Origin of the sequence: Reinekea sp. G2M2-21 (assembly GCF_015687175.1) — a bacterium.
GTDB lineage: Bacteria > Pseudomonadota > Gammaproteobacteria > Pseudomonadales > Natronospirillaceae > Reinekea.
In genome coordinates, this window is sequence record NZ_JADPQG010000001.1 from 1470071 (window position 1) to 1482697 (window position 12627).

Annotated in this window: 10 protein-coding genes; 2 read left to right on the top strand and 8 right to left on the bottom strand. The window is 48.2% G+C overall.

Annotation, left to right across the window (positions count from 1 at the left end):
• Positions 1-102 precede the first annotated feature (102 nt).
• On the top strand, positions 103-2985 hold the full coding sequence (gene gcvP, locus IYN85_RS06760; RefSeq protein ID WP_196158051.1) for an aminomethyl-transferring glycine dehydrogenase: 2883 nt from the start codon (positions 103-105) through the stop codon (positions 2983-2985).
• A 1-nt stretch (position 2986) separates the two neighbouring features.
• Complete coding sequence (locus IYN85_RS06765; protein ID WP_196158052.1) at positions 2987-3481, top strand: glycine cleavage system protein R; 495 nt, start codon at positions 2987-2989, stop codon at positions 3479-3481.
• Between the two features lie 337 nt (positions 3482-3818).
• Here the strand turns inward: IYN85_RS06765 and IYN85_RS06770 are convergent, their stop codons facing one another.
• From IYN85_RS06770 to IYN85_RS26130, 8 genes are all read right to left on the bottom strand, one after another.
• Entirely contained in the window at positions 3819-7271 is a 3453-nt protein-coding gene (locus tag IYN85_RS06770) for a PAS-domain containing protein (protein ID WP_196158053.1), read from the bottom strand.
• Positions 7272-8909, bottom strand: coding sequence for a long-chain fatty acid--CoA ligase (locus IYN85_RS06775; RefSeq protein WP_196158054.1), 1638 nt, complete (start codon positions 8907-8909; stop codon positions 7272-7274).
• 176 nt (positions 8910-9085) lie between these two features.
• A complete protein-coding gene (trxC, locus tag IYN85_RS06780; protein WP_196158055.1) occupies positions 9086-9532 on the bottom strand; it encodes a thioredoxin TrxC in 447 nt (148 codons plus the stop codon).
• A 142-nt stretch (positions 9533-9674) separates the two neighbouring features.
• Positions 9675-10277: a YitT family protein gene (locus IYN85_RS06785; RefSeq protein ID WP_230390508.1), complete on the bottom strand. Its 603-nt coding sequence runs from the start codon at positions 10275-10277 to the stop codon at positions 9675-9677.
• A 136-nt stretch (positions 10278-10413) separates the two neighbouring features.
• Complete coding sequence (locus tag IYN85_RS06790) at positions 10414-11517, bottom strand: exo-alpha-sialidase (protein WP_196158056.1); 1104 nt, start codon at positions 11515-11517, stop codon at positions 10414-10416.
• 2 nt (positions 11518-11519) lie between these two features.
• Positions 11520-11789 (bottom strand): MoaD/ThiS family protein, encoded by a 270-nt coding sequence (locus tag IYN85_RS06795; protein ID WP_196158057.1) that lies wholly within the window; start codon positions 11787-11789, stop codon positions 11520-11522.
• Between the two features lie 10 nt (positions 11790-11799).
• The gene (locus tag IYN85_RS06800; RefSeq protein ID WP_196158058.1) at positions 11800-12243 is read right to left on the bottom strand and encodes a methylglyoxal synthase; all 444 of its coding nucleotides are present in this window, start codon (positions 12241-12243) and stop codon (positions 11800-11802) included.
• A gap of 16 nt (positions 12244-12259) precedes the next feature.
• Complete coding sequence (locus IYN85_RS26130; RefSeq protein ID WP_196158059.1) at positions 12260-12604, bottom strand: VanZ family protein; 345 nt, start codon at positions 12602-12604, stop codon at positions 12260-12262.
• Positions 12605-12627 lie beyond the last annotated feature (23 nt).

Sequence of the window (12627 nt, forward strand, 5' to 3'; positions counted from 1 at the left end):
CCGCAAGTTGGCTTTTTTAGTTTAAAACCATCTGTTTTTGGAAATGTCATACCATAATAAAAATAATCCCGGCAGCCGAGACACCTACCAGTTGAGAGAATCATGACTTCACTGAACGACCTTGAATTTAGAGATGCTTTTATCAATCGTCATATTGGTCCTAATGATAAACAGCAAACTCATATGCTCAGTACGGTAAAGGCCAAAAGCCTGGATGACCTGACCGATCAGATAGTACCCTCGTCCATTAAACTCAATGGTGCACTGGCACTGGAAAACGCCACACCTGAAAACGAAGCGTTAGCTTATCTACAGGCTATGGCTAACCAAAATGTCACCTACAAAAGTTATATCGGCATGGGTTACCACGATACGCTGGTACCAAACGTTATTTTACGCAATGTGCTGGAAAATCCGGGTTGGTACACCGCTTACACGCCTTATCAACCAGAAATTGCCCAAGGGCGACTGGAAGCGCTGATCAATTATCAGCAAATGGTCATCGACTTGACCGGAATGGAAATTGCCAACGCCTCGCTGCTCGATGAAGCGACTGCTGCCGCAGAAGCGATGGCCATGGCCAAACGCAGTATGCGCAAAAATAAATCCAACGCCTTCTTCGTAGACGAACTCGTACACCCACAGACACTGGATGTTTTGCGCACCCGTGCCGAATACTACGGCTATGACATTATTACCGGACCACTGGGCAGCCTGGAACAGCACGAAATATTTGGCGCGTTAATCCAATACCCTGGTACCGACGGCAGCATTACCGATCCAGAACCTGCTATCGCGCAACTGCACAGCAAAGACGCTTTCGCTATTGTCGCCACCGATTTAATGGCACTGTGTCTGCTGAAATCACCAGGCGAAATGGGCGCGGATATTGTGTTGGGTAACAGTCAGCGCTTTGGTGTGCCGATGGGTTTTGGCGGCCCCCATGCCGCGTTTTTTGCGACTCGTGAAACACACAAGCGTACCATTCCTGGCCGTATTATTGGGGTATCCAAAGATACGCACGACAAGCCCGCTTATCGCATGGCTTTGCAAACCCGTGAACAACATATTCGCCGTGAAAAAGCGACGTCCAATATCTGTACGGCACAGGTATTGCTCGCCAACATGGCGGGATTCTATGCGGTTTATCATGGGCCACAAGGTTTAAAACGCATTGCTCAGCGCATCCACCGATTAACCGGCATTCTGGCCGAAGGTCTGGAAGCGAAAGGCATCCGGGTCATGAATTCGCATTTCTTTGATACCTTGACCATTGATTCTCTGCACAATCTGGATTTCATTCTGGAACGGGCAAAGAACTACAAAGTCAATTTCCGCATTGATAAGAACAGCAATCTTGGCATTTCCATCAACGAAACCACCACAAGAGACGACATTGAAGAATTGTTCGATATTCTGCTGGGTGATCACGACCTAAATGTCGGCACAATAGATGCCAATTTAACCAGTCAGAACACGACATTCATTCAGGAAAACCTAGAGCGTACAGAGCCTTTCCTGACCCACCCGGTTTTTAACAGCCATCACAGCGAAACAGATATGTTGCGTTATCTGAAGCAATTGGAAAATCGTGACCTGGCGTTAAACCACAGCATGATCGCTTTGGGTTCCTGCACCATGAAGTTGAATGCAACTGCTCAGATGATCCCGGTGACCTGGGAAAAGTTCGGCCGCGTTCACCCCTTTGCACCAGCAATCCAAACCCATGGATATAACACCCTGGTCGAAGAACTGCAGAACATGCTCAAAGCCATCACCGGTTTTGACGCAATATCCCTGCAACCAAATTCCGGTGCCCAAGGTGAATATGCAGGCCTGCTGGCGATTCGGAAATATCAGGAATCTCTTGGTGAAGGCCACCGTGACATCTGCTTAATCCCTCAGTCGGCCCACGGAACAAACCCAGCATCAGCGCAAATGATGGGTCTTAAGGTTGTCGTGGTAAAAACCGATAATCTCGGCAATGTGGATCAGGAAGACCTGGCACAGAAAGCGGAACAGGCCGGCGACAAGCTGAGCTGTTTAATGATTACCTACCCATCTACTCACGGCGTTTACGAACAAGGCATTAAAGAAATTTGCCAGCTGATCCATGAAAATGGTGGCCAGGTATATATGGATGGCGCGAACCTCAATGCACAGGTTGGCTTAACCCGACCTGCGGATATTGGTGCCGATGTCTCGCATATGAACCTGCACAAAACATTTGCGATTCCTCACGGTGGCGGTGGTCCGGGTATGGGTCCCATAGGTGTTGCCTCTCACCTGGCGGCATTTTTGCCAAATCACGTAGTGTCTCCAGTGGAAGGTGGCAACCCATTGATGGGCGCTGTTTCCGCAAGCACCTTTGGGAGCGCCTCCATTCTGACTATATCGTGGATGTATATTCGTTTACTGGGCGCCAATGGTCTGCGTAAAGCGACTCAAATCGCGTTGTTAAATGCCAATTATCTGGTTGCGCGGCTTAAGGATTACTATCCCATTCTTTATACCGCAGCGAATGGTCGGGTCGCGCATGAATGCATTCTGGATTTACGCCCTCTGAAAGCAGAAACCGGTATTACCGAGGTGGATATTGCCAAACGGTTAATGGACTATGGCTTTCACGCACCGACCATGTCATTCCCAGTGGCAGGGACCTTCATGGTGGAACCGACCGAGTCGGAATCGCAAGCTGAACTAGACCGTTTCGCCGATGCCATGATTTCGATCTACCATGAAATTCAGCAAGTTAAGTCGGGTGTCTGGCCGGCCGATAACAATCCGCTGGTTAATGCTCCGCATACGCAGGCCGATATGATGTCTGCCTGGGACCACCCTTACGACCGACAAACCGCTGCATTCCCGCTTACCTGGGTTGCAGAAAATAAATTCTGGCCGTTTGTAAACCGCATTGATGATGTTTGGGGTGACCGCAATCTGTTTTGCGCCTGCCCGACCACCGACAGCTACACGGAGAATTGAGATGGAACTGATTCTGACCATTATGGCCAACGACCGACCGGGCATTGCTGAACGTCTCGCTCGTGAAATTGAAGCACACCACGGCAATTGGCTGGAAAGCCGAATGGCAACCATGGCGGGGAAATTCGCCGGGATTGTCCGTATCGATGTTCCCAGTGAGCACGCGGAAGCCGCGCAAAAAGCCCTGCAAAGGCTGCGCGATGACGGCTTGTCTGTGCAAATCGAACATGGGGAAACGGTAGACCAACAGGTGCAGGAACACTGCATTGAAGTGGTTGGCAATGACCGCCCAGGTATCGTTCGGGAAGTGACTCAGGCGCTGGCCTCGCTGAGTGTCAATGTGATCGACCTGCAAACTGAAATAGAACCAGCCTCGATGAGTGGTGGTTCGCTGTTCCGCGCGCACATCGAATTCGCCTTAACAGAATCACAGAGCATGGATGCCGTCATCCACGCCCTGGAAGCATTATCTCCTGATTTAATGGTGGATCGATAACAACCAATTCAGACAATAAAACGGGGCTGCATTGCCCCGTTTTATTTGATTTCTTGCATTGCCGTTAAAAGCTCAGCCTACTGCGACTAATACACCTCTGCGTTACCCAATTGCCTTTCTCGACATTTACCCACTAGAACATCGTCTGTACGACCCGGTTGAGTTGCTTTAACTCGCTTAAGTACGGCCTCATCTGCTTCAGTTTTGGTGCCTGGTCAACCCAGCCGCCAACATCTTTCGCCGGTAACCCAGCATTTTATAAATTTTTACAATCTAACCTGGCAAGCATTCCTCAACACTTTAATTGCAGGCTTTGAACTGAAAGGTCATACACACATTAAACACCCGACAAAGCTTGCTCAATTAAGCCTTTTAGTTGCAGCGGACGAACAGGTTTTTTTAATAGGTTGAAACCGCTGCTTTTGGTGGCCAATCGCACTTCATCGGTGTAATCAGCGGTTATGACAATCACTGGAATATCCGTTAACCAACTGTCCTGCCACGAGGACACAACATTGAGTCCGGTTTGAGAGTCGTTCAGGTGGTAATCAATAATCACCAAGTCTGGCTTGCAAGCCGCGATCAATTCATTGGCCGCGCGCTCGTCAAGAGCGACGTCGACTTCATAACCCCATTCGCTGATCAAACTTTCCATACCATCTATAATCAACTGTTCATTGTCCACGCACAGAATCCTGAAAGCCCGATTACGTTCGCCATCTTTTTCTGCTTCGGCTTTTTGCTCCTTCGGCTTACTTCCAACCGGAACCGTAACCGAAAAACGACTACCCTCGCCAACCCTGGAGTCAATTTCAATAGGGTGATCCAACAACTTAGACATGCGTTTCACAATAGCCAGTCCCAAGCCGAGACCCTTTTCGTTGCTGATGATTTCCGGAACCCGGTAGAATTCATCAAATATGGCCTTGCATTGAAATTCAGTTAAGCCCGGACCTGTGTCAAAGATATCAATCCGGCAACGGTCTCCTTTGCGTCGCACACCTAATAAAACCCGACCATTCTGGCAATACTTCAACGCATTGCTGATCAGATTTTGAAGAATCCTGCGCAATAAACGACCGTCTGTTTTCAAGTACAAGCTACTGGATACAACTTTAAATTCTACGTTGCGATCCTGCGCAATAACACCGAACTCTTCCTCGAGTGAATGCAGCAAATCATGCAGAGATATGGTTGATACCGATGGTCGAATAATATCCGAATCCAGCTTTGAGATTTCCAGTAATTCGTTGAGCAAATTTTCCGCCGAGTGCAAGGATTGCTCAATTTGCTGCCCGAGTCTTAACAAAGACTCGTCTCCACCCTGCCGTTTTAATTTGGCCTGTAAACTTGCGGCAAATAACGCCGCCGAGTTTAAAGGCTGCACCAGATCGTGTCCTGCCGCAGCGAGAAAACGGGTCTTATTCTTATTGGCTTTTTCTAATTCAACGTTTGATTGTTGCAGTGCCTGCGTTCTTTTGTTCACGGTTTCTTCCAACACTTCATTACTGCGCCGCAACTGATCTTCAATTTTTCGGCGTTCTGTAATATCGGTGTACACAGTGATGTAGCCACCGTCGGGCATTGGACGTCCTTGAATTTCCAAAAAGGATCCATCAACGCGTTGCCGCTCATAGCGATAGGACTCACCAGAGTAAAGATGTTCTAAACGTTTTCTGACCAGAATATCGACATCACCCGGACCACACTCCCCGATCTGCGCGTTGTGCCGGATCAAATCTTCTACCGGCCTTCCTATCGATAACATTTCATCGGGGTATTGAAACATCTGTTGATAAGTCTGATTCCAGGCAACAATGTTTAAATCCTGATCCACAATGCTCAAACCCTGATTAATAGATTGCAACGCGGAGTTTAGCAGGTCACGATTAAACTTAAGCACCTGAGAAGCTTCATCAACAATACTGCTGACGTCACGCCAAGTCATTCCCTGCCGTTCTTCAATTTGCTCAAATAGGAGTCGAGCGGCTGGCGCACCCAAAACTGAAGCTAATGTCCGTTCAGCCTTATGCAATAGTTCATTATCAGCAACCTCATCAGACAACAGACGGCCATTTAACGGATTCACATAGGTTTCAAACAGGCTCTGCAACTTCTCCTGTGTAATAAATTTTCCGATCAATGCATGTAGATCGCCAATGGAAATGTGTCGCGATTCCTGAGCCTGATCGTGTCGCGAATGGTGGACAAAACGCGAAGCTTGCAAACGATCTTTCAGAGACTCCTGCCCGTAGGCGGAACCCAGCAACAAACCAAGTACATTCATTGCCAGGCTCCAGGCGGTACCGTGTACGACCGGATCCATACCCTGCAAACCAAATAAGCCATAGGGGTGTAAAATACTGAGATTAAACAGCGCTTCATCGACACCGTTTGGCAGTAACCCGGATCTCGCAAAAAGCGGCAGCATCAGAGTATAGAACCAGGTAATAAAACCTAAGGTTAACCCCCAGATAGCGCCATTTCGGTTGACCCCGGTCCAGAACAAACCAAGTACCAGAGCTGGCATAAACTGAGATACAGCGACAAAGGACGTTAAGCCAATAGCAATGAGACCTTCAAATTCAACGATCAACCGGTAGTAAAAAAACGCGGCTAAAACAATCAACAGGATACCGACCCGGCGCAGATGCAATACGTTACGGCCCATGGTCTCTGAACTGGCTCGCCACCAACCCAGTTTGATCAGCAACGGCAGCATAATCTCATTTGATAACATCGTACTCAGTGCAACTGTAGCGACAATAACCATAGACGTTGCAGCGGACAGACCGCCTATAAATGCAAGCATAGCCAAGTCCGCTCGGCCCATGGCCAGCGGCAGTTTTAAAACCAGGTATTCGAGATCCAACGGGTTGGTTGAAAAATGCAGAAAACCGACTATCGCTAAGGGTGCGATAAAGAAATTTATGGCCGCAAGGTACACCGGGAAAACCCAGCGCGCTTTCAATAGGTCTCTTTCACTTTGGTACTCAACGACCGCAACATGAAATTGCCTTGGCAAAGCCACAATACCAATCACACCCAAAAATATTTGCGTGGTATAGATATAGGCATTATCGAAGCCGTTTAAAAAGTGTTGTGTTTCCGGAGCATTCAGCGCGCCTTTGATCACTTCCAGAAAGCCGTCACCCACTACGTTGACGGCCCACAGACCGATGACCAAAAACACAAACAACTTAACAACGGCTTCGAACGCAATGGCTAACATCATGCCCGGATGATGCTCGGAAGTATCCAGATGTCGAGTTCCAAACAAAATCGCAAAACAGCCCATAGCCAATGATACATACAAGGCGGAGTCGTTCAGCCAACTGTCGGCTTGCGCCTGAACCCCGGACACCAGATTAAAGCTAACTGAGACTGCTTTTAACTGCAGAGCGACATACGGAATAATACCAACAAGGCAAATAGTAGCGGCCAATACAGACACTGCACGGCTGTGCCCAAATCGGCTGGCAATAAAATCAGATATGGTGGTGACGTTCTCCTGCTTGGCTACGCGTATCAATTTTTTCCAAAAAGCAAAACCAAACACGAACAATAAGATGGTGCCGATATGCGACGGTGAAAAATACCAACCATTCACCGCAAATTGCTGAGTTGCGCCATAAAATGTCCAACTGGTACAGAAAATAGTCAGCGACAAACTGTAAACCCATGGGTGCCAGCGTTGCGATACCGGATGTCGATCACCCCATAACGCTATACCAAAGAGCAGCGCGATGTAAGCTAACGCAAAGGCGATAAAATAAGGCAAATTCAACATTTATTCAGACAGCTTCCCCAGATCAAGCAAATAGTTGCGATAAGTATCACGTACATCGACCTTACGCAATTTCCCGGTACCGGTATGAGGTAATTCATCGACAACGATAATGGCATCCGGCAACCACCATTTCGCAACTTTTTCCTGCAGAATACGCCGCAAGGCCTGTTCCTCGTAGGCGACATTGGCTCGTAATGTGATTAACATAATGGGACGTTCATCCCACTTTTCATGCGCCGCTCCGATGACGCAAGCTTCATTGACGGCCTCATAGTGCAGCGCTGCGTTTTCTAATTCAACGGAGCTGATCCATTCACCACCGGATTTAATGACATCTTTACTGCGATCCACGACCCGCAAATACCCTTCGCTGGTAATCACCGCCACGTCGCCCGTTTCAAACCAGCCGTCAATGAACTTATCTTGCCCTTCACCTTTGAAGTAAGAAGACAAGATCCACGGTCCACGCACCCGGAGATTGCCTCTGGTTTCGCCATCGTGCGGCAATGGTCGTCCTGCGGCATCAAAGATGTCGATCTCGACACCAAACATCGGCTTTCCAGCGCTGGATTGTAATTCGTAGCGCTCATCTCTAGTCAAACTCGTCATCGCAGGCGTCATGTTGGCAGCGGTTGCCAATGGCGATGTTTCGGTCATACCCCAGATGCCCATCCAATACACGTCGTAAAGTTCCGCGTAGGTTTTTACCAAGGCTTTTGGCGAAGCAGCGCCCCCAACCCCAACCATTTTCAGGGAGTCAATCGTTAAACCCGTCTGCTGCAAATAGTTATGCAAGGTTAACCAAATGGTAGGGACTGCGTAAGCCTGAGTTATTTTTTCGGCATCAATCAAACGATGAATGTTTTCACCGGTTAATGCGCAACCAGGCAACACCAATTTCGCACCGAATAACGGCGCCGAAAATGGAACGCCCCAAGCAACAACGTGGTACATGGGGACAATCGGCATGGCCACAGACCATTCGTCGAAATTGAGATATTGACTGCTGCCACTCATCATCGCATGCAGCACCGTGGAACCTTGCTCATACATGACGCCTTTGGGGTTCCCGGTCGTACCACTGGTGTAACAAAGTCCACAAGGCGCTTTACTGTCCAATCGTGGCCAATCGAAACTATCGGGCTCTGCTGCGATCAGTGTCTCGTAGCAGTCTAATAAGAGCGAGCTGGATGACGGCATATCCTGTTCTTCGCAAAGAACAACAACGCGTTTCACAGTAGGTATTTTACCGGCGAGAGCTTCTATTTGAGGCAACAGTTCAGGGTCGACAAAAAGCCACTGATCTTCCGCATGATTAATGATGTAGTCCAATTGCTCTACAAACAGCCGAGCATTCAGTGTATGAACAACACAGCCCATGCCGGAAATGCCGTAATACAACTCGAAATGTCGATAGTGGTTCACGGCCAGTGTCGCAATTCGACTGCCCTGGGCAAAGCCCTGTTTGGATAACAGGTTAGCAACCTTGCAGCTGCGACGGTAAGCATCAATGTAGTGATAACGATGTACCGAGTTATTTGGCATGGCAGAAACAATTTCTTGCTGCGGGAACCTTAATGCTGCGGACTTAAGAATATCGCTGGTATTGAGGGGGTAATCCATCATGTGGGCCGACATAGAGACTCCTAGCTTATTTTTATTTTAACAGCAGTCTAACGAGCCTGTTTAAGCCGGCCTATCAGTCGTTAGCAGGAGAATCGCGACAATCGGCTTTAAAGCGGCCTAATGAGCCCATCGCCTTACCGGATAATCATATCAGGCTTAATAAACGACAGGCCCATATCCTTGCAACGTTAAACACCCAATTGAGAAACCTGATTTTCAAGCCACTGATCAAACATCTGGGCAGGCATTGCACCTGCCCGACGCTCAATTTCCTTGCCCTTATAAAACAACAATAAACTCGGGATGCTACGTATCCCCAAACGCTGAGACAGGGCTGGGGTGGCATCCGCATCGATTTTCACAAACCGGACCCGAGGCTCCCATCCGGTCGCAGCTTGTTCGAATACGGGTGAAAACTGAACACAGGGCGCACACCAGGACGCCCAAAAATCTACGATCACGGGTAAATCGGTGTTTAACACGAATTTATCGAAGTTTTGTTCGCTGACGGTTACCGGTTTATAACTGATAACCGGTTGTTTGCATTTACCACAAATGGGCTTATCCCATAGCTTTCCGGCCGGCACCCGATTTGCAGTACCACAATGGCTGCAGGTTGCTTTTAGCATATCCATAAAAACGCCCCTTTAAATTAGACTTATCTAATAATAGCGATTATTGATATTACAAGCCTTGATCTGAACCGGTATCGATTAATACAGCACACTGACGCAACCGCGAAACAGTCAATACCCCGTCGTTTTGTTGCGGATACAATCAGGTAATCTGATATCGGCCCGGCTTGTGATTGATCGTCACAACCAGATTCAGGGCAATAGCCCCCAAAACAGACCACGCCAATATCTCATAAGACACCAGGAAAAAACCGATACAGACAATCGAAACATCCACCGCCATTTGGAATTTACCAGCACTGAAACTGAAACGATCCTGCACATATTTCGCTAAAACGCCTAACCCGCCAAGACTGGAAACATGTCGAAACATAATCAAAATTCCCATGCCGACTAGAAAACCACCCAAAATGGCGGCAAACGCGGGATGTACGAAATCAATATGGATGACCCGATGCAGATTGTCTGATAACAAAGATACTATGGTGACAGATATGAAGGTATTTATCGTGAAGCGCTTACCCATGCGAGTCCAGGCGAGATAGTAAAACGGCAGATTGATCACAAAGAATATTGTACCGAAGGAGAAAGGCGTTAACTGCGTCAATATTAGCGCAATTCCGGCAGTGCCACCGGTTAAAAAGCCGCTCAGTTTGAACAGATAGACCCCGAGCGACACCAACAGCGACGCCGTAAACATGGCAAAGATATCTTCAATGATTGAGTGATGAGTTTGAGGTTTCAATAGAATCTCCAAAGGGTAAAACGGTGTTAAACTCAATGACAGCGAGTATTGAGCCGCCTATCCTACTCATCGAAACCGTACAGTATAGCTTACACCTAAACCTGCTTTTTCAAAAAACGCAGTCAAATGTAAACAATTAAATACGCCAATTGAGATCTTGAGCAAACCAACGCACAGCGTAGATTGGTGGCAGATGGTTGCTGACAGTCTGCCACTGCGCCCCGCAATCCATACTGTGCCACAGGTTTCCGGTGGTGGAACCGAACGTCAGCGAATGACCCTGATTATCAACTGTTAAGGCGTGTCGATAAACGAGGTCGTAACAGGCCTCCTGAGGCAGACCCTGCGTTAATACCTGAAAAGACTGGCCGCCATCAGTCGTTTTTAGTACTTTGAGCTGGCCATTTTCCGGGTAGCGGCTTTCATCCTTGATCGCGGGAATAAACCAAGCGGTGTCCATTTGAGTGGGGTGCACCGCAACGGCAAAACCAAAGCTGGATTTCTGCTCGTGCAAGCATTCCCGCCAATGTTTACCCGCGTCATCTGACACAAATATGCCGCAATGATGTTGCACCCACATACGTTTGAAGTCCGACGGTGCCGCGATCAAGCGATGCGGGTCCTGCAGTTCTTCAGAATCGGCCATGTCGTCTGGCATGTAGGCTGCATTCATACCAGAGCACTTTAAGATCCAGGTATCACCAGCATCATAAGTATGCCAAACACCGCCCACAGACACGGCAATAGTCCAATGTTGGTGGTCATCCGGATTGATGGCAATAGAATGCAGCCCACTGTCATCAAAGCCTCCGCCAAACCATTTCTCCCGTTGGGGTGAATACCAGAGACTTTCACTTAACTGCCAACTTTGTGCGCCGTCCCGGCTGACAAATAGAGCACCTGGGTTGGTTCCAGCAAGCAGGTAGCCGGGCGATTCTGGCACAGGTTCGAGGATCCAGACTTGTTTGATTTGCCATTCAGAGGTATCTGAGGAATCCGCCGGTTTTTTGGGTAATGCCGGGCAACCAATCTCTCGCCAAGACTTTCCTTGATCTTCTGACTTATGCATTTTCGGGCCGAAATGCCCCAGATTCAACGCTACATACCAACAACCCGACGCATCAACGCAAGCACTGGTCACCGGATCACCGAGAAAGTGTTGACTGTGAGATTTCAATCCATGTTCGAGCTGCTCGAACACAAACAATCCTTTGCGGGTACAAACAAACACTGTTGACATCGCTAACCTCCTGATAAGGCCTGCATAATGTGCAGCCGATTCACCTCAGTTCGCATTAAATATGGCGCGACGTCACCCTGCACCAACTCCTGATCGATCGCCAGCATGATATGTTTGCGCAGGTTTCCCTGCTCATCAACAATGTAAGGTTTTAATTGTGGATGTATGGAATATAGCTGGTCCAGAATGTCTTTCAATGTCTGGCCGGCAATGTCGATTGTGCTGACGTCAACATGCCTGGCCAAATTAGCCGTAAATGAGATTCTGGCCATCGCCCGCCCTTCAACCTGCTGGTGTTGATCTGGAAGTATAGTCGGTGAAATCCGGGTCGTCGGGCAGATAATCACTGTGTAACAGCGGAGAGTGGATCATATAGTCGGCACTGGCTTTGTTGCAGGCAACCGGAATATTGTACAAGGCAGCTATGCGCAGCAATGCTTTAATATCAGGATCGTGTGGCTGTGGTTCAAGCGGATCCCAGAAGAAAATCAACAGATCAATTTCTCCCTCTGCGATTTTTGCGCCTAGTTGTTGATCGCCACCCAATGGTCCACTGAGTAAACGCGTCACCGGTCGCTGCATGGCTTCCTGAATCAAACGACCGGTCGTACCTGTCGCGTAAATACCCAGATTTTCCATCAAACTTGCTTTGTCGATGGCCCAGGCCACCAGTTCTTTTTTCTTGTTATCGTGCGCTACCAGGGCAATGTTTTTCTTTTTGGTCATACTGCGTATACCTTGTCTAGTGATGTTGTATCTGTCGGAATTTTTGAAAAATGACAATAGCAGCACAACCCAATACCACACCAGCGCTATTTGCCAAAACGTCGGCATAGCTCAACATTCGGTAACTGGTTTGCCCCTGCAGAATTTCGATCATAATGCCCCAGCCAATCACACCCACCGTCACAAACCGGTATCGTTTATAAGCGAGATAACCCAACACCATTAAGGAGAAATACGCGATCAGATGATTAACCTTGTCGTTAGGGGAAACATCTGGGTGCTCGATTGGTAAGAGTGACAACACCAAAACAGTCACCAATGCAGCATAAAACAGGACTTTAAAAATAGAATCTTTGTTCACCATAGCTTCCTTTGAAAATGGGC

Excerpts from the sequence above, each read along its gene's own strand:
- gcvP (WP_196158051.1), top strand. The coding sequence starts at position 103 with ATGACTTCACTGAACGACCTTGAATTTAGAGATGCTTTTATCAATCGT.
- IYN85_RS06765 (WP_196158052.1), top strand. The coding sequence starts at position 2,987 with ATGGAACTGATTCTGACCATTATGGCCAACGACCGACCGGGCATTGCT.
- IYN85_RS06770 (WP_196158053.1), bottom strand. The coding sequence starts at position 7,271 with ATGTTGAATTTGCCTTATTTTATCGCCTTTGCGTTAGCTTACATCGCG.
- IYN85_RS06775 (WP_196158054.1), bottom strand. The coding sequence starts at position 8,909 with ATGTCGGCCCACATGATGGATTACCCCCTCAATACCAGCGATATTCTT.
- trxC (WP_196158055.1), bottom strand. The coding sequence starts at position 9,532 with ATGGATATGCTAAAAGCAACCTGCAGCCATTGTGGTACTGCAAATCGG.
- IYN85_RS06790 (WP_196158056.1), bottom strand. The coding sequence starts at position 11,517 with ATGTCAACAGTGTTTGTTTGTACCCGCAAAGGATTGTTTGTGTTCGAG.
- IYN85_RS06795 (WP_196158057.1), bottom strand. The coding sequence starts at position 11,789 with ATGGCCAGAATCTCATTTACGGCTAATTTGGCCAGGCATGTTGACGTC.
- IYN85_RS06800 (WP_196158058.1), bottom strand. The coding sequence starts at position 12,243 with ATGACCAAAAAGAAAAACATTGCCCTGGTAGCGCACGATAACAAGAAA.